Raw genomic sequence first — 22068 nt, 5'->3', positions numbered from 1 at the left:
AGCGCAGGATTGTTATAGTTTTAGCCAGTATTTTGATAGTATAAGCAGGAAAAATCCCCTATACTAAAACTACCAACACTTTTCACCATACGGTCACCGCAGAGTTCGCCCTCTGCCGGCCAAAATAGAAGGGGGAAACGCAAAAACTTTTCAAAAAAGTTCTTGCAATATTCCAAACAACGCAAAAGGCGCTGCACAGCTTCCTGTTTCGCCATTCAGGATTGTGCAGCGTCTTCTTTTCTGTTTTATACGGATTTTCTCCGTCCTATGCTTATACCGGCAAATGCTTACACCGGCGATTCCTGTGGACAGGATTTTTCCATAGCTTACGCTCAGTTTTCGTCCAGCAGAAACTCTGCCAGCACATAGTTGCTCACATCGATTCCATGCTCCGTAAGTCTCCAGAACCGTTCGGTTCCATTCTGATACGCTTCCAGCAGACCTTCACCGGACAGTGTTCTTAACGTCTCTCCGTAAACAGCCTCCATGGTTATTCCGAACCGCTCCAAAAACCTCTGTTCGGATACGCCGCACATCATGCGCAGCCCCAGGAACAGAAATTCTTCCATGGCGCGGGGCCTTGTGACCTGCTCCTCCAGGCTCCGTATCTCCGAAAAGGGTCTGGACAGATATTCCTCCCGGTCTGACGTATTATGAAACCGTTTTTCTTCTACATAAGAAGCCGCCGAAATTCCGAAGCCCAGATACGGCGTTCCCGTCCAGTAGCCGATGTTGTGACGGCAGGCATATCCCGGCTTACTGTAATTGGAGATCTCGTAATGGTCATAACCGGCTTTTCCCAGAAGCTCCTCCGTGATCCGGTACATGGTCCGCTCGTCCTCCTCCGACGGCAGAGGCCGGATCGCGGCATCTTCCCGTCCTTCGGCACGCGCCTCAGCCTGCTTCCCGTACGTTTCATAAAAGGGTGTTTCCTCTTCGATAATAAGGCTGTACACAGAAAGATGCTCCGGCGAAAGGGCCAGAACCGCCCGCAGGCTTTCTGAAAAGCTTTCCACGGTCTGTCCCGGAAGCGCTGCCATAAGATCCACATTAAGATTCTCAAATCCGGCCCTTCGGGCAAGCGAAAAGCTCTCTTTAAATTCCTCCCAGGTATGGATCCGTCCCAGCATGGAAAGCTCCTTATTATGAGCCGACTGGAGCCCGATGCTGAGCCGGTTCACCCCGGCCCGCTTATAGATCTGCAGGGCTTCTTTTGTAAGCGTCCCCGGATTAGCCTCCATGCTGATCTCTGCGTCCGGCGAAAGAAAAAACCGCCGCCGGATCCGGTTCAATGTTTCTTCTATTAAAAGTGGCTCGATGAGAGAGGGCGTCCCTCCGCCGAAAAAGACACTGGAGACCAAAGTCTCTCCGTTCACGGACTCTTCGATTTCCTCCCACAGCCGTTCCATATACGCCTGCTGGACCTCCCGTCCGGCCGGTGCCGAGACGAAATCACAGTAGCCGCATTTTCTTACGCAGAACGGAATATGGATATAAAGCTCCAGCTCCGTTTGGCCATTTCTGTTTTCATTCATTTATTCATCATCCAGCTTGAGAACGCTCATGAAGGCCTTCTGAGGGATCTCCACATTGCCCACCTGGCGCATCCGCTTCTTTCCCTCTTTCTGCTTCTCCAGAAGCTTCCGTTTTCGGCTGATATCGCCGCCATAGCACTTTGCCAGCACATCCTTTCGCATGGCCTTTACCGTCTCGCGGGCGATGATCCTGTTTCCGATGGCCGCCTGGATCGGGATCTCAAACAGATGTCTCGGGATCTCCTCCTTGAGCTTTTCACACATCTTCCGGCCACGCTCATAAGCCGTATCGGCATGGACAATAAACGACAGTGCGTCCACGGCTTCTTTATTGATCAGAATATCCAGCTTCACCAGCTCTGACTGCTCATAGCCCTTCAGCTCATAATCAAAGGACGCATAGCCGCGGGATCTGGATTTTAATGCATCGAAGAAATCATAAATGATCTCATTGAGGGGCAGCTCATAACGCAGCAGCGCTCTGGTATCCTCCATGTACTCGGTTCCCAGGTACACACCACGGCGCTCCTGGCAGAGCTGCATAATCGCGCCAATGAACTCAGTCGTCACCATGATCTCCGCCTTTACCACCGGCTCCTCCATATATTCGATCTCGGAGGGATCGGGAAGATTGGAGGGATTGGTCAGCTCCATGATCTCACCATTTGTCTTATGCACCTTATAGACAACGCCGGGAGCCGTGGTCACCAGATCCAGGTTATATTCCCGCTCCAGACGCTCCTGAATGATCTCCAGATGCAGAAGGCCAAGAAAGCCGCAGCGGAAACCGAAGCCCAGTGCGATGGAGGTCTCCGGCTCAAACTGGAGGGAGGCATCATTGAGCTGCAGCTTTTCCAGCGCATCACGCAGGTCATTGTACTTCGCCCCGTCGGCAGGATACAGCCCACAGTACACCATGGGCGTCACCTTCTTATATCCGGGAAGGGGCGCGTCACAGGGACGCTCCGCGTCGGTGACCGTATCGCCGACTCTCGTATCCCGTACATTCTTAATGCTTGCCGTAATATAGCCAACCATTCCGGCTGCCAGCTCATCACATGGAATAAACTGTCCTGCGCCGAAGTAGCCCACCTCCACGGTTTCAAACTCCGCACCGGTCGCCATGAATCGGATCCTCGTTCCCTTTTTTACGGTTCCCTCCTTGACCCGGCAGAATACGATGACTCCTTTATAAGGATCATAAACCGAGTCAAAGATCAGCGCCTGCAAAGGCGCAGCCTGGTCGCCGACGGGCGCCGGAATCTTCTCCACGATCTGTTCCAGCACCTGATCGATGTTGATTCCTGCCTTAGCCGAAATCTGAGGCGCATCCTGTGCCTCGATCCCGATCACATCCTCAATCTCGTCGATGACACGCTGAGGATCTGCACTGGGCAGATCGATCTTATTGATCACCGGGAATACCTCAAGATCATGATCCAGTGCCAGATACACATTGGCCATGGTCTGAGCCTCGATTCCCTGTGCCGCATCTACCACCAGCACCGCGCCATCGCAGGCCGCCAGGCTTCGTGATACCTCATAATTAAAATCCACATGACCGGGAGTGTCAATAAGGTTGAAAATATACTCCTCCCCGTCCTTCGCCCTGTAAACAGTCCGCACTGCCTGGGACTTGATGGTAATTCCGCGCTCCCGCTCCAGATCCATATTATCCAGAACCTGCGCCTGCATTTCCCGGCTGGTCAGAAGCCCGGTCATCTCAATGATCCTGTCGGCCAGGGTAGACTTGCCGTGGTCTATATGGGCAATGATACAAAAATTTCTGATTTTACTCTGGTCAATCGCCATGCTGTTCCTCCTGATTCTCTTTCACCTGTCTCCGGTAATTTTACAACGGAACGCCGTTTCCTGCAAGCGTTTTCCCTGTGGAGTATCCTATCCTTCTGCCTGCTTTGTAATCCTTCGAACTGCCAGCCCGATACCCAGTCCCACTGCTGCCGGTAAAAGCCAGCCAAAACCGATGGACGAAAACGGCAGGAACCGTTCTCCGAATGCGATCAGTCCCTCTGCATGGAGGACGGAGACTGCCGCTCCCGGCAGTGTCCGGATAAAATCAAAAGCCGCCGCAAGCCCGGTACAGACAGTCACGGCCTGATAAACCCTGCGATCGTTTTTGAATGCTCTTCCGAACAAGGTCAGCAGGATCAGCGTCACCGCCAGCGGATATAAGAACATAAGGACCGGAAGCGAAAAGGAAATGATCTTTTCCAGTCCCAGGTTTGCAATCAGGAACGAAAGTATCCCGAACGACACCACCCAGGCCCGATAGGACGGACCGCCGGGAAACATTTTCTGAAAGGTCTCCCCGCAGCTTGTGAGAAGACCGACTGCTGTTTTTAAGCAGGCCAGCGCAACCGTTGCCACCAGGATCAGCCCCCCTGCCTTACCGAAATACCGACTGGCGATCCCAAGCAGGGCTTCGCCGCCGTTTCCGCAGCCCGGCAGGCTTCCGCGGCTCTGGGCCCCTGCCACGGCCACCAGCACATAGATTCCCGCCATGAGCAGCGAGCTGAATACACCTGCCTTCACCGTATTCTTTGCTACTGCGTCTGCATCCTCCACACCGAGGCCGCGGATCGCATTTACCACAATGATCCCGAACGCCAGACCGGCCAGCGCATCCATGGTATTATATCCCTCTAAAAATCCCTGAAAAAATACAGCGTTCTGATAATTGCCGAGCGGCACTGCCTCTCCAATGGCTCCCATGGGACTTATGACCGCCCGAAGCATTAAAATCCCCAGAAAGCCCAGAAACAGCGGATTTAAAATTTTTCCCACCCAGGTCAGGATCTTTCCCGGCCGCAGGGAAAAGAACAGTACCGCCAGGAAAAACAGAAGGGAAAACACCGCCAGCCAGATCCCGTGGCTGCCCTCCGGCAGAAGCGATTCCAGTCCCACCGTAAAGGAGACCGTCGCACACCTGGGAATGGCAAAAAACGGCCCGATCGTCATATACAGCAGGCCGGTAAATACGATCCCCCAGCCCTTTCCCACCTGGCTGCTCATTTCCAGTACGCCGTCCTTCCGGCTGATCCCCAGTGCCGCCACACCAAGAAGCGGAAGCCCCACTCCGGTCACCAGAAATCCCAGTGTCGCCGGGAGCAGGTTTCTTCCCGCCTGCTGCCCCATATAAACCGGAAAGATCAGATTTCCGGCACCGAAAAACAGGCCGAACAGCATACTGGCCACCAGAAGGAGCTCTTTGCGGTTCAGAGTCCGTTTCATAGTTCCACACCCTTTCTTCTTCATTTTTCAACATCCGGATCGTTTTATAAATCCACGTGGTTCTTAATCCCGATACTGCCGCCAGATCCTCCATTCCCGCAGAAGCTGTCCCGGATGGCGGAACATACCCCGCACGGTGCGGTAAATGGGAAGTATCCATCGTAACGATTTATGATGATAAAAAAACGGATGATATTCCTGTAACTGTTCCTCCGAAAGAAAGATCCGGTTTCTGGCATAGCGCTTTTTCGCCTGCTTCTGATCTCCGCCGGTTTCCATCTGCAGCCGGCTGATCGTTCTCATGATCCGGTTATCCATGGTTCCGTATGTTCCGCAGCCCAGCATATAATAAGCCATCTCCCAGTCCTCCGCCTCCGCTTCTCCCGTCTCCAGAAGCAGATGCTTTGCGCAGCGCCGAAGCGCCTTTTCAAATTCGCCAAGTCCCAGCTTTTCCGCCTCCGCTTCCACATAATTCCAGTCCATGAAACCGCCCTGCCTCTGGAGATACACTGCTTCATCCGCCAGTGTCCGGATTCCGCATCCGCCTCCGTCATAATGCTTCCAGGCATGGGCGGTTATAAACAGATACTGATCTTCCACGGAATACTCATACCGATGAGGATTTTCTTCCCTTCTGACTGCCCGCTTCCAGGGATTCTTATAATAAGACAGAAACGGACTTGTCCGGTCAAACAGCGTACGGTGCATCTCAAAATTAAATATGGGCTGTTTCTGAAAGGCATCATGATTTCCCGTCAGACCTTCCACTTCGTAACCATGCTGCTTCATAATCGTGCAGAGAATCTTCTGCGCTTCCAGAAGCCCCTGCTCCTTATCTGCTTCCGTCTTTCCTCTGAGGCAGTAACCGCCCGCCGGATCCGGCTCCACATAGCCATACAGAATATCATTGTTGCACATGTAGCGCATTCCCGGTTTCGGGTAATCATCCTTTAGCAGAATCCCTTTTAACGGCAGATAGGAAATCCCATGGGCCTCCAGTGCCTCCAGGATCTGCTCCCGTTCCACATCAAACTGCAGTTCCCGGTACATTCCCATGGTTCCTGCCTGCTTCCACAGACCTCGAAGCGTCTCCGGCAATGCTTCCTCATGGGGCTTCACCGCCGGCCAGAGCGCTGCCTCCACATTGCTCCGCTTTGCCAGCTGCCAGATCCGTTTCCATTCCTCGCCGTCCCAGGAAATCCCGGCAGCCTCTCCGTTTAATGCACAGCGAAGCAGCAGCAGAAGCTCTTTCCCCGTCTGTCGCATCTGTTCCTGCATTCCCGCTTTCTCTGCGATTCCATTCGTTTTTTCTTCTGCCCTGTTCTCTCTTCCTTTTTCCTTCATGGCCTCTCCTTCAGGCTGTTTCCTGTCGTTTTCCGCGCACTCCTTTAACCACACAGACTGCTGCAGCAGGCACACGGTTTCTGTCCCTCCTGATGATGAAAAAGAAAAGCCCCAAGGATATCTCTCCCCACCGGGTTTCTCCTCAGAGCCTCTGTTCCTGCGGATAACAGGACTTGAACCTGCACGTCATGGACACCAGAACCTAAATCTGGCGCGTCTGCCAATTCCGCCATATCCGCGAAAAATTACTGCGCCGGTAACATGCCGACGCAGTAACATCTTATCATTTCCGTCTCTAAAAGTCAATGGATTACGCTTCCGGCTTTCCGCTCATCTGTCTGTAAAAATAGCCGATGATATCCTTGCGCTTCACAATTCCGATAAAGATATTTTTATCGTCCACCACAGGAACAAAATTCTGATTCATAGCCTTTTCCATCAGATCTTCCATGCGCGCATCAGCAGACACTGCCGCCGTCTTCCGCTTTCTGCCGATCCCGGAAATTCTCACATTCTCCGCCTCACTCATATTCAGATCCCATTGTTCTTTCACATACCATAGAAGATCACCTTCCGTGATCGTTCCCGTATAATGTCCCTCCCGGTCAATGACCGGAACTTCAGAAAACCGGTGATATTCCATCTTCTCTATGGTCTGTCTGATGGTAAAATCATCAAACACATATTCTACTTCACTTTTGGGCGTTAAAAAAAACAGTATATTCATAGTATCTCCCTTCTGCCTCCGGCAGCTTTATCGTTATCATGGTATCATATTTCCCGCCGTCTTTCCAGCAAATCCGGGAGATTTTAGAAAGCCTTAAGATTTTTTCAGTTCCCGTTTCTTTTTCGTCATCATGCCGCCGATCCGCCCTGATTCCTTTGCCGAAAGGCATCGCCAGCCGCCCCTTATCACTTTGTCATAAACGCCGATCTCCGCGGCAATCTCCAGCTTCAGCTTCTCCTCCGGTGTTAAATCCGAAAGATCCAGCGGCCCCTCTTTTTTCTTTCCCATATAACAGACAATGCTCCTTTCTCCCTTTCCGGGTTACTAAGAGCATTGCCTGTTTCTGAAATTCCATTCACAGTTCCGGAGGCTTTCCGCCTCCGCCTGATTCGTTTCTTTGCTTCAGCGGTGCGTTCTGTCAGACCTGTATTATGACGGGTCGGACGGCATCAGCACTGCCGCAATAAAGTAGGCCAGGATCCCGGCGCCGGTGCAGCCGAAGATCGCCCAGATCACACGGATAATGGTCGCATCGATATTAAAATACTCGCCGATTCCTCCGCATACACCTAAAAACAGTTTGTCTCTTGTTGAACGGTATAATCGTTTCGGTTCCATAGTTTTCGTCTCCTTTATGTTTCTATTTTATCGCATTTCCTCTTCAAAGGAAAGGGTAATTGCTCCAAGATCACAGGAAAGCTCCAGATCCTTTTCTCCAATGTCATAATGTTCCTCGCCCAGGACAATTCCTCCCAGCTCACTGCTTCCGGCAGAAATACTTCCCAGGCTGCAGTCCATCTCCACCGAATAGTCTTCCTCCGAACCGGCCAGCGTTCCGTCTACGGTTCCCGTGGCCGCATGGATCTTCGCCTTCGTTCCAATATCCAGAAGCTCAAAAGTCGCACTTCCGCTTTCTACCTCAGCCTCCAGTTCGTCACAGGCCAGCGTCCCGCTCTGAAAGGCTCCGGCTTTTACCCGGATCTCCACCTGTTCAAAAACGGCATCCCGTGGGATCGTTACATGGACCTCACCCAGTGCCTTCTTTAAATAAATGCCCTGTCCGTCCACATAAAAACCGCCAACCAGCGAGCCGCCCTTTTCTTCCTCCTGTCCGGAGGTAATATGCCAGGTTCCGTCCTCCACATGGCTGTCGATCCGGCTTCCTTTGCTGTATCCCACAACAGAAAACGTATCTCCTTCCTCCACCGAAAGGCTCCCGGCCTCCACCTCAAAGGAAAGATTCCGGATCGCGCCCTGCACCGTCTCATTCCGCGTTTCGATCTGCTCCGGTGTTGTCTTCGGTTCCCAGAACCGAATCCGAAATCCCATGGCAAAGCTTACGGACATGAGCAGCAGCCCCAGCAGGCCGAGGGCCAGAGATGTCCACAGACAGACTTTTGCAAATCGTTTCATGCCGCCTGCCCTCCTCTCCTGAGCCGTCTTCCGAAAAAGCCAAACAGATTTCCGATCATGTGAATCAGCGCCGGAATGGCCTTTCCGCAGAACCATACCGACAGAAGAAGTGCCAGAAGGCCCACCGCCAGAAGTACAAATCCGCCTCCGCCGATCATCATGCCGGCCGCCGGAACGGTAAACAGCTTTCCGATCCCTACGCCTACCAATACGACTCCGCTGAACAGAAACGCCGCTGCGCTGATGATCACCGCCAGCAGGATTCCTCCCGCCGTGCAGAGGATCCCGAGGGAAATCCCTCCTGCCAGACAGAACAGGCCGAAGCCCACAGGCACAGCAATGATCAGGCCGCAGAGCATCAGAAATACCACGATCGGATTTCGATGCCTTCGCCTCTTCCGTCCTGCTTCTGTATTGTCCTGTCCGAATGTCTCCGAACCGCCGGTTCCCGCATATTCCTCTGTTTCAACATTCCGGCCATGCTCCGGAGTTTCTCCGAATCCGCTTTCCCGGCCGCCGTTTCCCTCTGTACCGATCTGCTTTCTTTGCACCATCTCCGGCGGGACCAGCTCGCCGCCCGGCATTTTATAACGGTCATGCTCCACGCCATGCTCGGTGTATTCGGTTTCCTGCTCCTCAAAGCCGCCGTTCACTCCGGCCCGGATCATGGCCGCCAGCCGCTCCAAGCTTCCCAGCTCCGCGATCACCTCGGCTTCCTTTTCCGGTCCGGCGTCCTCGAAGTAATCCTCATAATACTGAAGCGCTTCCTCCCGCTCCTCCTCGGACATATCCTGAAGAAGATATGCCAGTTCTTTCATATAAGTTTTCCTGTCCATCTTAATCCTCCTCAAGAATCGCGGAAATCTTTCCCGAATAGCTTTTCCACTCGCCGCGGTAAAGGGCAAGCTGGGCACTGCCCTTGGGCGTTACCTTATAATAGCGCCGGTTTCTGCCGCCGAACTCCCGGTCATAAACCTCCAGACAATCGTCTTTCTGGAGACGCCGCAAAACCGGGTAGAGGGTCGATTCCGAAATCTCAATGGCCTCCCGCACCTCCTGGGTGATCTTGTACCCGTAGGTTCCCTCGGCATCTCTGGAAACCACCGACAAGACGATCGCGTCCAGAAGCGCCGCTCCTGTGTTGAATACCATGTCATCAGCTCCCGTGTAAACAAGTATTGTTATTTGCTGTTTTATATTATATGTCGTATAATATAGTTTGTCAACAGGTATTTGAATCGAATTTCGCGTCCCACCCAGGCCAGCCAACCGGCACATATATAAGCTGCCTCTGTCTGGCCTGGGCAGTGGATCCGCGAAATTCCAAAGCATAATCCATGCCGGGTTCGGGACATTCCATCCGCAGATATGCAGATAAAAACCGGCGCACCGCGGTTTCCCGCAGCGCGCCGGCGCTTATTTACATTCGTCTGTACATTTATGCCTGATGGATCGTTCCGGACTGGTTTCCGTCCTTATTGGAGGTCACATGCTTATGGGTATAGAGATGATCCTGGCAGTATTCATAGTTGCCCTCGCACTTGGAGCAGAACCGGAATTCCAGATTCGGATCGTCAAACTCCGTCCGGCCACAGACGGCACAGCGGTGACGGGGATGCTTTTCGGAGGCCCGTGCCTGATTGACCTGCTGACGATACACTGCCTTCCGCTTCACCTCTTTAGGGCTTACCCGCTTCATATCACGGCTTCCCAGGAAGAAGAGCAGGAAGTTGGCAATGGATAACAGGATTGCCACTCTGGTGGCCCAGTTTCCGACAATCAGCTCATAGACGAAATAAATCCCATTCAGGATCCCCAGCCATTTGGCCTTTACCGGAATAATGAAGAACAGTAAAAACTGCATATCCGGGAACGTTGCCGCAAAGGCAAAGAACAGCGACCAGTTCAGATAGGCGGTTCCCATGATCAGCGTGTAGCCGGAAATCCAGTAGATGATCAGTGCCGCCAGCACATGGCCCAGCACGCCGATAAAGAAATACAGGTTAAACCGGAATGCGCCCCAGACGCGCTCCAGCGTTGTTCCAAGAGAATAATAAAGCCACATGGCAATCATAAAATAGAGAATATCCGTATCAGGCGGATAGATCAGAAAGGTCACGATCCTCCAGATCTGTCCTCTCATAATCTGGCTGGCATCCAGAGACAGATACTGATAATACATGGGATTGACCTTCATGATCACAAATCCAACCCCGTACAGGATCATGATATAAAACATCAGATTGGGAATGGCATACTTCCCGAACTTCCGTTCCAGCTTGCTTATCCAGTTCATTCTTAAACTCCATTCTCCGCTGCCGTCGGCAGCTGTTTGTCTCATCCATCCCGACAGGACTGTTTCTGCCGGAAACAATTCTTCCTTATTATAAAAAGAATCCTGTAGTTTGTCAAATCTAAGCAGCCCAGTTGCTGTTTTTTTCACAGATTTCATTTTTTATTTACTTTCCCTTTTCTTTTTCCTGCTCCCGGCGTCTAATAATGCTGTATTGGTTCTTTCCAGAAGAATTCTCCGCAATTTTTCCCTTTTAACGATTTCTTAACATTCTTTTAACACTCTTTTCCTTAACCCAATTCTTGCTTTTCCCAAAAGAACATACTATAATAGCATGTGGCTTACGCCACCCTGAAACAGATTTCAGGCTTTAACCTTCGCGGTCCGTATCGTGGATCGCGCGATACCAGAGAGAAAAGGTGTTTTTATGTCTAATTATAATAAGCTGGGAATTGATATTGGATCTACAACCGTAAAGGCGGCCATTCTCACTCCCGACAATCAGGTACTGTTTTCCGCCTACGAGCGCCATTATGCCAACATCCAGGAAACACTGGCATCGCTTCTTCGCCGGGCATTGGAGCAGCTTGGCCCCATGGAGGTGCACCCGGTTATCACCGGCTCCGGCGGACTTACCATCTCCAGACATCTGGAGGTGCCGTTCGTGCAGGAGGTTGTGGCCGTTGCCACCTCGCTCCAGGATTATGCCCCCCGGACAGATGTAGCCATCGAGCTGGGCGGCGAGGATGCCAAAATTATTTACTTTACCGGCGGAATCGACCAGCGCATGAACGGAATCTGCGCCGGCGGAACCGGCTCCTTCATTGACCAGATGGCCTCTCTTTTGCAGACGGATGCCGCAGGCTTAAACGAGTACGCGAAAAACTATAAAGCAATTTATCCCATTGCGGCGCGATGCGGGGTATTTGCCAAATCGGATATCCAGCCCCTTATCAATGACGGTGCAACAAAAGAGGATCTGGCTGCCTCTATTTTTCAGGCAGTTGTAAACCAGACCATTTCCGGCCTGGCCTGCGGCAAGCCCATCCGCGGAAACGTGGCATTCTTAGGCGGCCCGCTCCATTTTCTTTCCGAGCTGAAGGCGGCTTTTATCCGTACCTTAAAGCTGGAGGGTGATGCTATCATCGCACCGGAGCATTCTCATCTGTTTGCCGCCATCGGCGCAGCCATGAATCCAAAGGAAGACGTTTCTACCTCGCTGGAAGCGCTCTGCGAAAAGCTTACCCACGGCGTCAAGATGGAATTTGAAGTAAAGCGTCTTGAGCCCTTATTTAAAAACCAGGCCGACTATGATGCCTTCCTTGCCCGCCACAGTGAGCATAACGTAGCGACTGCCGATCTGGACAGCTACGAGGGCGACTGCTTTCTGGGCATTGATGCCGGTTCTACCACCACCAAGGTAGCTCTGGTGGGTGAGGACGGTTCTCTGCTGTATTCCTTCTATTCCAATAACAACGGCAGTCCCTTAAAGACAACGATCCGCGCCATGAAGGAGATCAGCGAACTGCTTCCTCCAAGCGCATCGATCCGCTATTCCTGCTCCACCGGTTACGGAGAGGCCCTGATCAAGGCGGCCCTGATGCTGGATGAGGGCGAAGTTGAGACTGTGTCCCATTATTATGCCGCCTCCTTCTTTGACCCGGAGGTAGACTGTATTCTGGACATCGGCGGCCAGGATATGAAGTGTATTAAGATCAAGAACCAGACCGTGGACAGCGTCCAGCTAAACGAAGCCTGCTCCTCCGGCTGCGGCTCTTTTATCGAGACCTTCGCCAAATCCTTAAATTACAGCGTTCAGGACTTTGCAAAGGAAGCGCTGTTTGCCAAAAACCCCATCGACCTTGGAACCCGTTGTACGGTATTCATGAACAGCAACGTTAAACAGGCTCAGAAGGAGGGCGCCGAGGTTTCCGATATTTCCGCCGGACTGGCCTACTCCGTCATCAAAAATGCGCTGTTCAAGGTAATCAAGATCACCGATGCCAGCGATCTCGGCAGGCGTGTTGTGGTTCAGGGCGGAACCTTCTATAACGATGCCGTGCTGCGCAGCTTCGAGCGGATCTCCGGCTGTGAAGCCGTCCGTCCCGACATTGCCGGCATCATGGGTGCCTTCGGTGCTGCCCTTGTGGCAAGGGAACGTTATACCCCCGGAAGGGAAACCACCATGCTTCCCATGGAAAAAATCCTGAACCTTACCTATGATACAAAAATGGCCCACTGCAAGGGCTGTACCAACAGCTGCCTGCTCACCATCAACCGCTTCCCCGGCGGCCGTCAGTATATCTCCGGCAACCGCTGTGAACGCGGCCTCGGAAAGCAGAAAAACAAAGAAAATATTCCAAACCTGTTTGATTATAAGTATAAGCGGGTGTTCGGCTATGAAAGCCTGACCCCCGACACGGCCACCCGCGGCATCATCGGGATTCCCCGTGTCTTAAATATGTATGAAAATTATCCGTTCTGGGCGACGTTCTTCAAGGAGCTGGGCTACCAGGTGGTGCTCTCTCCCCAGTCCACGAAACGGATCTATGAGCTGGGCATCGAATCGATCCCCAGTGAGTCGGAATGCTACCCGGCGAAGCTGGCCCACGGACACGTTTCCTGGCTCATCCGTCAGGGGATCCGGTTTATCTTCTACCCCTGCATTCCTTACGAGCGCAATGAGACACCGGACGCTCAGAACCATTACAACTGCCCCATCGTAACCTCCTATGCGGAGAACATCAAGAACAACGTGGAAGAGCTGGCTGATGAGCATGTCCGTTTTCTGAATCCGTTCATGGCGTTCACCAACGAGGAAATCCTGGAAAAACGGCTGGTGGAGGTATTTACTGAGGAAGAGCATATCCCCGCCGCTGAGATCAGCGCCGCTGCAAAGAAGGCATGGGCCGAGCTTCTGGCTGTCAAGGAGGATATCCAGAAAAAGGGCGAAGAAACGCTGAAGTATCTGGATGAGACCGGACGCCGCGGCATCGTCCTGGCCGGTCGTCCCTACCATGTGGATCCGGAGATCAACCACGGAATCCCGGAGCTTATTACCTCCTACGGAATCGCTGTTTTCACTGAGGATTCGGTATCCCATCTGGGACAGGTGGAGCGCCCGCTGATCGTCATGGATCAGTGGATGTACCATTCCCGCCTGTACCGTGCGGCAAACTTTGTGAAAACGAGAGATAACCTGGATCTGATCCAGTTAAACTCCTTCGGCTGCGGCCTGGACGCCGTAACCACCGATCAGGTCAACGATATCCTTACCGGCTCCGGAAAGATCTACACGGTCTTAAAGATCGACGAGGTCAGCAACCTGGGCGCCGCAAGAATCCGGATCCGTTCCCTGATCTCCGCGCTCCGCGTGCGGGAAAACCGCCATATCGAGCGGAAGATCGTTTCCTCCGCCTATAAGCGTGTGGAATTTACCAAAGATATGCGGAAGAATTACACGATCCTCTGTCCGCAGATGAGCCCCATCCATTTCAACATTCTGGGGCCTGCCCTTTCCTCCTGCGGCTACCATGTGGAGGTGCTTCAGAACCACACAAGAGCGGCGGTCGATGTGGGATTAAAATATGTAAATAATGATGCCTGCTATCCGTCCCTGATCGTCGTGGGACAGATCATGGAGGCTCTGCTGTCCGGAAAATATGACCTCAACAAGACAGCCGTGTTCATGAGCCAGACCGGCGGCGGCTGCCGTGCCTCCAACTATATCGGCTTTATCCGCCGAGCCCTGGAGCGTGCAGGTATGGCACAGATCCCCGTGATCTCTTTAAGTGCCCAGGGGCTGGAATCCAACTCCGGCTTCACCTACTCTCTGCCTATGCTCACCAAGGCCATGCAGGCGATCGTCTATGGCGACATCTTCATGCGGGTTCTGTATCATATGCGCCCTTATGAGATCACCCCAGGCTCTGCCAATGAGTTACATAAAAAATGGGAACAGTTCTGTATCAATGATCTGACCACAAAGCATGTATCCATGAGCCGGTTTAAAAAGAATGTCCGCGCCATCATCCGCGACTTCGATAATCTTCCGATCCATGAGGACTGGAAAAAGCCCCGTGTCGGCATTGTCGGCGAGATCCTGGTAAAATTTTCACCGCTGGCCAACAATAACCTGGTGGAGCTTCTGGAATCCGAGGGAGCCGAGGCTGTGATGCCTGACCTGATGGATTTCCTGCTGTACTGCTTCTACAACACCAACTTCAAGGCTGCAAACCTGGGCTTCAAAAAGTCCACCGCCCGTCTCTGTAATATGGGAATCTCCTTACTGGAGCATTTCCGCAAAACGGCCCGCGAAGAGCTCAATGCCAGCCGCCACTTCCTGCCTCAGGCAAGGATCGAAAACCTGGCAGACCTGGCAAAGCCCTTTGTTTCTCTCGGAAACCAGACCGGCGAGGGCTGGTTCCTCACCGGAGAAATGCTGGAGCTGATCCACACCGGCACCAACAATATTGTCTGCACCCAGCCTTTCGGCTGCCTGCCCAACCATGTGGTCGGCAAAGGTGTTATCAAGGAGCTGCGCCGCCAGTACCCCGGCTCTAACATTATCGCCGTGGACTATGACCCCGGTGCCAGCGAAGTAAACCAGTTAAACCGAATCAAACTGATGCTGGCCACCGCGCAGAAGAACCTGAAAGCGGAAGAATCGAAGAAATAGATTCTATTTCCATAAACAACCATAAAATAAGACGTCCGTGAGTGATATGCTCATGGACGTCTCGTTTTGTATACAGGAACTTCTGAAGAAGATCCTAGTTCCCTATATTGTCATCCTGCGTCTTAACGCAGACATGTTTAGCCATGATTCTTCACACCCTCTCCGTGCATCCTTACTTTCCCGGCCTTTCCAGCTTCTGTATTTCAATCTCGTCAGACAAATAGCTCTCTACCGTTGTTTTTGCTGCTCCCGGGATCGATTTCTCACAGCTTTCTCCAATCAGAACATCTCCATACCTTGCCTGGATAATAAAACTATCGTCATTAAGAAAGGCCCGTATTTTTTCAAATTCATCCATTTGATTCCATCGATATAAACCGCCGGTTTCGTAAGTTCCCAACGATACTGTTTTAATCGCATTGTCCCAGTAATCAAGCCAAAATTCTTCTTCCTGTTCCAGATCTCTCCGTTCGAGAATCTTTGTTTCCCCTGTTTTCAGATTTTTCTCACAAAGAATTTCCTCTTTCGGATCTTCCTGATACTGGATATAAACCAGAAGCTCCTCCGACAGCATCGCCTGCATCTGATAAAGATTTTCTGCTTCCAGCCTTTTCGCTCCTGTCTCCGGATCAATCACATACAGTGCCCGCTCCCGGCGATCAACGTAATACAGATGATCCTGATATTGTCCTATCAGTCTGTCATTGGGAATTTCCTGTTTTACGGCTTCTGTCAGCTCCCTGATTTCTCCGGATTCCAGATTTACCTCTAAAAGCTGGGTTGTCACTGCGGTTAAATATCCTTCTTCATCAAGTGTATCATCATTTGGAATTGCATATAATTTATGGTTCATGGCAATCATCGGACTTACCGTAATGTTATGCCCGAAATTTCCAATCTTTCTTTCATTTTTTCCATCCATATCTGCGGAGTACAAATCATGATTTTCCCCACAGTCATAGTACAACCTTCCATCATGATACAAAATCCAGTTTGCTCTTCCTCCGATTGAAACAGCGGCACATGCGGTTGTTTCATGCTTACAGGACGGTTCTGCACAAAGCGGAACATACTGATCTGTGGCCGCATCATAAAACATAACAATCCCACTGTTATCTAAAACAAGGACTCCCTCTTCTCCCGTACAATAGTTTCTCTGACATACAACGATTTTTCCCTCCATGACACCACGATTTCCCGATTCTGTTTTTGAACCGCAGCCCGCCAGAATTCCAATAATCAGAACAATTCCAATTAAAAGACTGATTTTTTTATTCTCCATGCCCTCACTTCCCCTCCAGCTGCCGGTTCATCTCGTCCAGTATCTTCTGGATCCCGGCCTTCTCCAGTTCCATTTTTATTTCCTGCCTTTTTTCCTCTGTATAGCCATTTCCGAAAAGAACCGGTGTATACTTGTCATATACATTCATAACCTGCTGTAATTCACTTTCCATATTACTCAAATCCAGACGTTTTCCTGCCATCTTTGTTACCGGAAGCGTTTCATAAATATTTCTCAGTTCCTCTTCCCGATTCTCCGAATCCACGCCTGACGGCGTAAGAATCAGATTATTGCCAAACCATTGACGGTTCGTAAACGGTACCTGACCATAATCATACGGTTCTGCTTTCCCGGATCCCTTTTGATAATCCACCTGCTCTTTCCCATATGCCAGCGCATCTGATAATTCCCGGTCTGTATAAACAGCTGAAAGAAACTCCGCGGCTTCTGTTTTATGCCTGCTTCCTGCCGCAATGCCGGTTACATATCCCCATCGGCTGAATACATTATCTCCCTCCGAACAGGCCACCGCTTTCAGAGGGATCTCCGCTCCGCTGCAACAGCCTTGTTTTACCCGTAATTCCGCTGACTCTGCGCTGTAGCTGTATTCCCTTATCAGCAAAAACTGCCCTTTTTCATAAAAATCTTCAGATTCCCCGACGCTTATACACTCTTCCTGAAACAGCTTCGACAGCATCTCCATATTCTTTTGAACCTCTGGAATATCCAGAGTATTGACTGCCCGCGGTGATTCTCCTCTTGTGTCTATGGAAATCAAACTGCATACGGTATCCTCATATCCAGGTACGCGAAACGGTCTCCAGGTTTCTGTTGCCCGAAACGCTTTCTCACCATTTTCTGTCTCTTTCTCCTTAATGAATTGAATCAGATCACAGATGTTTTCCATTTCCATATGATCTTCCACCGTGATGTCATACTTATCTAAATACTTTTCATTAAACACATAGTACTGTTTAAAATTTTCCCAGGTGTTCAGCAATCCGTAAACCGTTCCGTTCACACGCATCACATTCCAGATCCTCTCCGGATAGATTTCCGAAAATTCCTGATCACTTTCCAGATAAGAATCCAATGGCTCCAATAATCCGCTTCTGACTGCCTCTTCATAAAAATCCATATATCCAACAAGCGATGGCATACCAATCAGATCCATTGTTTCCTGTCCGGCTTTATCAAAATAAAATCTCATATATGCTTCATAATCAAACAGTTCCGTTCCGAAATCAGTTCCCAGTGATGACACATTATAAACATTTATTCGATACGCCAGTCCCTTTTTCTTCAATAATTCATTCACATTTTCCTGCCATTCCTCCGGCTGTTCACAGTCATACACACACCAGGTAAGCTCTGTCGTCTCTTTTCCGCAGGATGTCAGGCCAAAAAGATTTATCCCGGTTAAAACACATATTATAAAAAACCGTTTTATTCCTCTCATTTTTCACCTTCTCTACATTTATTAATCGATTTCTATATTGTATCCTGAAAGGCTTGGAATCGTAACCATTAACGTACCTTGACAGTTCCAAAATAATTTGATTAAATCCCACAGGGATATTTTACCCATTTTTGAGAATGACTCTTGTTTACAAGGGAACTGATACAAGGTTTTGCAGCATTGAGCATTTTTATATGCTCATAAATAATTCAGGTTCAGTATTCAAATTTTATTCTAGAAAAAAATAATTCAGCATCAGCTCATAATTCTTCTTTCCTGAAATAAAATCATCGACCGAAATCTTGTACCAGCCCTTTCCGTCTTCTTTCGTTTCATAAAAACCGCCTATCATCTCCCTGTTCTCTTCCTCAAACAGGAATCGTGGCGTGAACAATTCTTGTTTTACAAACGAAAACAGCTCGGTCTTTTTTCCGCTTTCCGTCTCGTATAAATTCCAAACGCCCTGCTTATATTCGGTATTATCCCATTCTATGTAAAGATATCCTTTTTCTGTCAGAATTCCGGGTCCCCATAATCGATAGGAGGTTAAACACGTTTTCTCATTTGTTTCCAGATCATACAGCCAGTAATGTTTTTCGGCTTCCGGATTCTCCTGTTCCTTTACTCCATCATAAAATACAGCCTTTCCGTTTATCCAGCATGTATCCAGGCAGTCGGAATCAAAATCCATCGTTTCCAGCTCTTTCGTTTCCAGATCCAGACAGTAATAACCCCTTTCGACATCCGAATAATCTGTGCCTCCTCCATCCAGCATAAAGAACAGCTTCCCATCATAAATTTCTTTGATATACCAGACAGCAGTACTGTCCATGCCGCCCTCTGCCCGAAACATCGTTTCCCGTTTTCCGGTTTCTAAATCAACCATGGCAATTCCGCTGCTGCTTTTATAATCTCCGGATCCGGTTCCCTGGGATAAAAACTGCTGAAGCGGCATATAGATCTTTCCATTATACAGAAACATACCGTCCGGTACGGTACTTAATTCGGCCAGTTCCTTTTGGTTTTCTCCGTCCAGATCAGCGCTCATTAAAGATATTTTCCCGTTTTCCTCATTCAATTCTGTATAATATAATTGGTTGTCATACAGCAACGGATTACTTCCAAGCCTTGAAAAAATCCTGGAAAAACAGGTTTCTTCGGAATCATGCGTACAATTAGGCCTTGCACATAATGGATACGTTATTTTCTGAGAAATATCATAAAAATACAGCTTATCCACATTTCCGGAAAAAAGGATTCCTGTTTCCGACTGCGATTCGATCCCATTTGTATGTACTGCCTTCCGATGTGCTTCCTCTGTTCCGTTTTTTCCGCAGCCTGCAAGGCAAAAAAGTGCAATCAGGAAACAACTCCATCGTTTTCTCATCGCCATGATCCCTCACACCCTCTCCGTGCATCCTTACTTTCCGGGCCTTTCCAGCTTCTGTATTTCAATCTCGTCAGACAAATAACTTTCTTATCACTATGGACTTATGTTTTCATAACCATTTTAAAATACCATTGGAATTATATTTTCTTTAACCCTGTGACTTTACACTGAATTATTCTAATTAAACCATATACGAAACAAATCACTTCCTAACTAAGTATCCACCATATTTGAAAAAAATAATCCCATATATATTTAAAATCAAATACTGCCACACATCCAACACTCATTATTGTAAAAAAACTTGAATTAAAAAATATCCTCCAAATTGTATAATGGTGACTTTTTCCCATATAATTGACTTCATAACCACCAAAAGGCCAATAATATAACCACTTCCAACTATCGCACATATTATACTACCTAGTTTCTGTCCTAAAATACGATATTTCGTTAATATTTCACTTCCAGATGCCAATTCAAATCCTATTTTCTTATTTGTTAAATAAATAATTATAGAATAAATTAATAAAACACATGCCAAAAACAAATCCAAGAAATATATTCTTTTTTTTACTCTATTCATATAAATCCTCCCCTTTCTAACGGAGGCGAACAACTCATAAAATTGTTCGTCTCCATTTATTTCAATTACATCATCTCTAGTTTACTTGAGATTTGTAATAAGTGCAAAAATATCATTTGCCTTTTCTTTCTTTATTTCAAATCCGGCTGTACCAATTGGAATTCTCTGCTTATCTATCGCCTCTCACTTACGATCTTTTTACTGCCTCTTTTGCTGGTATTGTATCTTCTTTTTAAACAATCCGCGCAATTAAATTATTATTTTTATAGTATTTTTATGGATAAATAAATCCTGTCGTGTTTCTCCGGCAGGATTTTGTAATCCTTTTATTTTGTCTTTCTTATATATCAACACTACCAAAGTATTCATACTTTGTCAACCAGTATTTGTGCAACTTTTTCATCATTACCAAATCAAACAACTGTCATCCAAACCTCACAGCTTCGGCAGCCGTTTTACCGCCTCTGCCCCGGCGGCTCCCACGGCCAGTCCGGCGGCGCTGCCGGAAACCAGCAGAACGGGAAGATAGGAAAAGACCGCAGTGTTTCCCAGGGCAAAGGCCGCCGCCGCGATCTGCCCGAGGTTGTGCATAACGCCTCCGGCGAGGCTGACTCCCAAAATTCCGATCTTTCCGGTTTTTTTTAATAGAATCATAACCAGAAGGCTTAAGCTGCATCCAGTGAGGCTGTAAAGCATCATATTGGGATTTCCGAAGGTCAGCCCCGTAAGGAGCACGCGGATCACCGATACAAAAACAGCGCTCAGATTCCCCATCTGGTACAGGGCGACCACCACCACCACGTTCGCCAGCCCCAGCTTGATTCCGGGGACGGGAACGGGAATCACAAGAACGCTTTCTATGTAGCTGAAGATAAACGCCAGGGCGATCAAAAGCCCGTAACGCGCGATCTTTGAGGTTCTCATGGTGTCTCCTTTCCCGGCAGATCCGACGGTTACTGTGCAACCGCATCCACACTGCCGTGCTCGCCGCCCTCGATGGTGACGGTTAATTTGTGGGGCAGGCAGATGATACTTTCTCCCTGATAGGAAATGGCTTTCTGGTTGACGCAGAGCCTGTCGGGGCAGTCTGCCTCTGTGACCTTTGCTTTTCCGTCCTGAATTACCAGGAGATTTGTTCCGCGTCCCGTGTCGATCAGCTCCGATCGGGGTTCGGAAAGGGCGTAGCGTGCCGTTTCGGTTCCGTCCACCGTCACCACCACCTCTGCCCCGGGCTTTCTGGTAAGCCTCATAAACAGCCAGAGGCCGACAGCCAGGACAAGGATCCCGGCGGCCAGCCAGAGTGTATATCGTTTCTTCATCTCATTCTCTCGATTCCAGTATGACAGTCCCGTATTACAATACGGTCATTACCATGTAGATGATGCCCATGGTCAGGAAGTGGACCGGAAGCCTCTTCATATACGGCAGCGGAGATGAATACAGAAGCCTCTGACGCACTGCCATAAAGGCCACCAGCGCCAGAACTGTTCCAGCCAGTCCGCCGATGATCTCCGGAACTCCGCCCAGAACAAACGGCGAATAAAGCACCGTCATGGGAACCAGGGTCCAGAGGCTTTCATCAGAATCGCTGCACTTTAAGATCCGGTTTGTGAGGCCAAGGCCAAGACCAGCCAGAATAAAACCAAATGCCGGTTTTAAATAAGCACCGGACACAGCCGCACCGTCTGTGATCAGGGAACCGAACAGGGTTCCGCTTCCGAGAAGCTCCCGGAAATACGCTGCCAGCATGAGCATTCCGTATGCAACTGCCCCCTGAAGCACCAGATTATTGACCGATTCATTTCCTCCCATGAGGAATACATAACGAACCACAAAAAGGGCAAGAACCGCAATGCCGATAATGGTCATGGTGTCCAGCTGTACACCTACATACAGAAAGGAACCGACAATCGCCGCTGCGGTAAGAAAGCCACTGAGGATTGAATTCGTCCACTGGCCGCCGCTGACGGGAACGCTTCGCAGGACACAGCCCACACAGGATGCTGCCAGAAGCATGATCCCGACGATGACCGCCTGCTGCATGGAGGCGGTAAACATGATGAATGCCACCGCAAAAGGTTCCACAGGATATTTTGCTTTCATTCTGAT

The 22068-nt window shown here is 49.7% G+C and carries 19 protein-coding genes and 1 tRNA gene; 1 reads left to right on the top strand and 19 read right to left on the bottom strand.

Annotated elements, in window-relative coordinates:
* Positions 1-332: 332 nt before the first annotated feature.
* The 12 genes from hemW to ACTQ3K_RS04895 all read right to left on the bottom strand — a co-directional run bounded on the left by hemW (position 333) and on the right by ACTQ3K_RS04895 (position 10567).
* A complete protein-coding gene (hemW, locus tag ACTQ3K_RS04950) occupies positions 333-1535 on the bottom strand; it encodes a radical SAM family heme chaperone HemW (protein ID WP_441566136.1) in 1203 nt (400 codons plus the stop codon).
* Positions 1536-3347 carry a translation elongation factor 4 gene (lepA, locus tag ACTQ3K_RS04945; RefSeq protein WP_441566135.1) on the bottom strand — a complete coding sequence of 604 codons (1812 nt, stop codon included), beginning with the start codon at positions 3345-3347 and terminating at the stop codon, positions 1536-1538.
* Between the two features lie 87 nt (positions 3348-3434).
* Positions 3435-4787, bottom strand: a complete 1353-nt coding sequence (gene brnQ / locus ACTQ3K_RS04940) for a branched-chain amino acid transport system II carrier protein (RefSeq protein WP_441566273.1) — start codon at positions 4785-4787, stop codon at positions 3435-3437.
* 63 nt (positions 4788-4850) lie between these two features.
* On the bottom strand, positions 4851-6131 hold the full coding sequence (locus ACTQ3K_RS04935) for a nucleotidyltransferase domain-containing protein (protein ID WP_441566134.1): 1281 nt from the start codon (positions 6129-6131) through the stop codon (positions 4851-4853).
* 158 nt (positions 6132-6289) lie between these two features.
* A tRNA-Leu gene (locus tag ACTQ3K_RS04930) sits at positions 6290-6370 on the bottom strand.
* 71 nt (positions 6371-6441) lie between these two features.
* Positions 6442-6858 carry a CBS domain-containing protein gene (locus tag ACTQ3K_RS04925; protein ID WP_441566133.1) on the bottom strand — a complete coding sequence of 139 codons (417 nt, stop codon included), beginning with the start codon at positions 6856-6858 and terminating at the stop codon, positions 6442-6444.
* A 93-nt stretch (positions 6859-6951) separates the two neighbouring features.
* Entirely contained in the window at positions 6952-7146 is a 195-nt protein-coding gene (locus ACTQ3K_RS04920) for a small, acid-soluble spore protein, alpha/beta type (protein ID WP_441566132.1), read from the bottom strand.
* Positions 7147-7287: 141 nt separating this feature from the next.
* Positions 7288-7476, bottom strand: coding sequence for a PspC domain-containing protein (locus ACTQ3K_RS04915; protein WP_441566131.1), 189 nt, complete (start codon positions 7474-7476; stop codon positions 7288-7290).
* A 27-nt stretch (positions 7477-7503) separates the two neighbouring features.
* Entirely contained in the window at positions 7504-8271 is a 768-nt protein-coding gene (locus ACTQ3K_RS04910) for a hypothetical protein (protein ID WP_441566130.1), read from the bottom strand.
* Positions 8268-9107, bottom strand: a complete 840-nt coding sequence (locus tag ACTQ3K_RS04905) for a DUF1700 domain-containing protein (RefSeq protein WP_441566129.1) — start codon at positions 9105-9107, stop codon at positions 8268-8270. The genes ACTQ3K_RS04910 and ACTQ3K_RS04905 overlap by 4 nt, the downstream gene beginning before the upstream one ends.
* 1 nt (position 9108) lies before the next feature.
* A complete protein-coding gene (locus tag ACTQ3K_RS04900) occupies positions 9109-9423 on the bottom strand; it encodes a PadR family transcriptional regulator (RefSeq protein WP_441566128.1) in 315 nt (104 codons plus the stop codon).
* A 286-nt stretch (positions 9424-9709) separates the two neighbouring features.
* Positions 9710-10567 carry a rhomboid family intramembrane serine protease gene (locus ACTQ3K_RS04895; RefSeq protein ID WP_441566127.1) on the bottom strand — a complete coding sequence of 286 codons (858 nt, stop codon included), beginning with the start codon at positions 10565-10567 and terminating at the stop codon, positions 9710-9712.
* A gap of 424 nt (positions 10568-10991) precedes the next feature.
* Between ACTQ3K_RS04895 and ACTQ3K_RS04890 the strand changes: the two genes are divergently transcribed.
* Positions 10992-15242, top strand: a complete 4251-nt coding sequence (locus ACTQ3K_RS04890) for an acyl-CoA dehydratase activase-related protein (RefSeq protein WP_441566126.1) — start codon at positions 10992-10994, stop codon at positions 15240-15242.
* 172 nt (positions 15243-15414) lie between these two features.
* Here the strand turns inward: ACTQ3K_RS04890 and ACTQ3K_RS04885 are convergent, their stop codons facing one another.
* The 7 genes from ACTQ3K_RS04885 to ACTQ3K_RS04855 all read right to left on the bottom strand — a co-directional run bounded on the left by ACTQ3K_RS04885 (position 15415) and on the right by ACTQ3K_RS04855 (position 22062).
* Entirely contained in the window at positions 15415-16524 is a 1110-nt protein-coding gene (locus ACTQ3K_RS04885; RefSeq protein ID WP_441566125.1) for a hypothetical protein, read from the bottom strand.
* Between the two features lie 4 nt (positions 16525-16528).
* Positions 16529-17983 carry a DUF3502 domain-containing protein gene (locus ACTQ3K_RS04880; protein ID WP_441566124.1) on the bottom strand — a complete coding sequence of 485 codons (1455 nt, stop codon included), beginning with the start codon at positions 17981-17983 and terminating at the stop codon, positions 16529-16531.
* Between the two features lie 229 nt (positions 17984-18212).
* Positions 18213-19376, bottom strand: a complete 1164-nt coding sequence (locus ACTQ3K_RS04875; protein WP_441566123.1) for a hypothetical protein — start codon at positions 19374-19376, stop codon at positions 18213-18215.
* A gap of 286 nt (positions 19377-19662) precedes the next feature.
* A complete protein-coding gene (locus ACTQ3K_RS04870) occupies positions 19663-19959 on the bottom strand; it encodes a hypothetical protein (RefSeq protein WP_441566122.1) in 297 nt (98 codons plus the stop codon).
* A 435-nt stretch (positions 19960-20394) separates the two neighbouring features.
* Positions 20395-20883: a Gx transporter family protein gene (locus ACTQ3K_RS04865; RefSeq protein ID WP_441566121.1), complete on the bottom strand. Its 489-nt coding sequence runs from the start codon at positions 20881-20883 to the stop codon at positions 20395-20397.
* A gap of 29 nt (positions 20884-20912) precedes the next feature.
* A complete protein-coding gene (locus ACTQ3K_RS04860) occupies positions 20913-21278 on the bottom strand; it encodes a NusG domain II-containing protein (RefSeq protein WP_441566120.1) in 366 nt (121 codons plus the stop codon).
* Positions 21279-21312: 34 nt separating this feature from the next.
* The gene (locus tag ACTQ3K_RS04855) at positions 21313-22062 is read right to left on the bottom strand and encodes a hypothetical protein (protein ID WP_441566119.1); all 750 of its coding nucleotides are present in this window, start codon (positions 22060-22062) and stop codon (positions 21313-21315) included.
* Between the last annotated feature and the right edge of the window lie 6 nt (positions 22063-22068).

It is taken from the genome of Candidatus Paralachnospira sp. LCP21S3_A2 (assembly GCF_052118925.1).
Taxonomy (GTDB): domain Bacteria; phylum Bacillota; class Clostridia; order Lachnospirales; family Lachnospiraceae; genus Lientehia.
This window is presented reverse-complemented; position numbering and strand designations above follow the sequence as displayed.

Excerpts from the sequence above, each read along its gene's own strand:
- ACTQ3K_RS04860 (WP_441566120.1), bottom strand. The coding sequence starts at position 21,278 with ATGAAGAAACGATATACACTCTGGCTGGCCGCCGGGATCCTTGTCCTG.
- brnQ (WP_441566273.1), bottom strand. The coding sequence starts at position 4,787 with ATGAAACGGACTCTGAACCGCAAAGAGCTCCTTCTGGTGGCCAGTATG.
- ACTQ3K_RS04855 (WP_441566119.1), bottom strand. The coding sequence starts at position 22,062 with ATGAAAGCAAAATATCCTGTGGAACCTTTTGCGGTGGCATTCATCATG.
- ACTQ3K_RS04905 (WP_441566129.1), bottom strand. The coding sequence starts at position 9,107 with ATGGACAGGAAAACTTATATGAAAGAACTGGCATATCTTCTTCAGGAT.
- ACTQ3K_RS04890 (WP_441566126.1), top strand. The coding sequence starts at position 10,992 with ATGTCTAATTATAATAAGCTGGGAATTGATATTGGATCTACAACCGTA.
- ACTQ3K_RS04910 (WP_441566130.1), bottom strand. The coding sequence starts at position 8,271 with ATGAAACGATTTGCAAAAGTCTGTCTGTGGACATCTCTGGCCCTCGGC.
- hemW (WP_441566136.1), bottom strand. The coding sequence starts at position 1,535 with ATGAATGAAAACAGAAATGGCCAAACGGAGCTGGAGCTTTATATCCAT.
- ACTQ3K_RS04865 (WP_441566121.1), bottom strand. The coding sequence starts at position 20,883 with ATGAGAACCTCAAAGATCGCGCGTTACGGGCTTTTGATCGCCCTGGCG.
- ACTQ3K_RS04920 (WP_441566132.1), bottom strand. The coding sequence starts at position 7,146 with ATGGGAAAGAAAAAAGAGGGGCCGCTGGATCTTTCGGATTTAACACCG.
- lepA (WP_441566135.1), bottom strand. The coding sequence starts at position 3,347 with ATGGCGATTGACCAGAGTAAAATCAGAAATTTTTGTATCATTGCCCAT.
- ACTQ3K_RS04925 (WP_441566133.1), bottom strand. The coding sequence starts at position 6,858 with ATGAATATACTGTTTTTTTTAACGCCCAAAAGTGAAGTAGAATATGTG.
- ACTQ3K_RS04915 (WP_441566131.1), bottom strand. The coding sequence starts at position 7,476 with ATGGAACCGAAACGATTATACCGTTCAACAAGAGACAAACTGTTTTTA.
- ACTQ3K_RS04870 (WP_441566122.1), bottom strand. The coding sequence starts at position 19,959 with ATGAATAGAGTAAAAAAAAGAATATATTTCTTGGATTTGTTTTTGGCA.
- ACTQ3K_RS04885 (WP_441566125.1), bottom strand. The coding sequence starts at position 16,524 with ATGGAGAATAAAAAAATCAGTCTTTTAATTGGAATTGTTCTGATTATT.
- ACTQ3K_RS04875 (WP_441566123.1), bottom strand. The coding sequence starts at position 19,376 with ATGGCGATGAGAAAACGATGGAGTTGTTTCCTGATTGCACTTTTTTGC.
- ACTQ3K_RS04900 (WP_441566128.1), bottom strand. The coding sequence starts at position 9,423 with ATGGTATTCAACACAGGAGCGGCGCTTCTGGACGCGATCGTCTTGTCG.
- ACTQ3K_RS04935 (WP_441566134.1), bottom strand. The coding sequence starts at position 6,131 with ATGAAGGAAAAAGGAAGAGAGAACAGGGCAGAAGAAAAAACGAATGGA.
- ACTQ3K_RS04895 (WP_441566127.1), bottom strand. The coding sequence starts at position 10,567 with ATGAACTGGATAAGCAAGCTGGAACGGAAGTTCGGGAAGTATGCCATT.
- ACTQ3K_RS04880 (WP_441566124.1), bottom strand. The coding sequence starts at position 17,983 with ATGAGAGGAATAAAACGGTTTTTTATAATATGTGTTTTAACCGGGATA.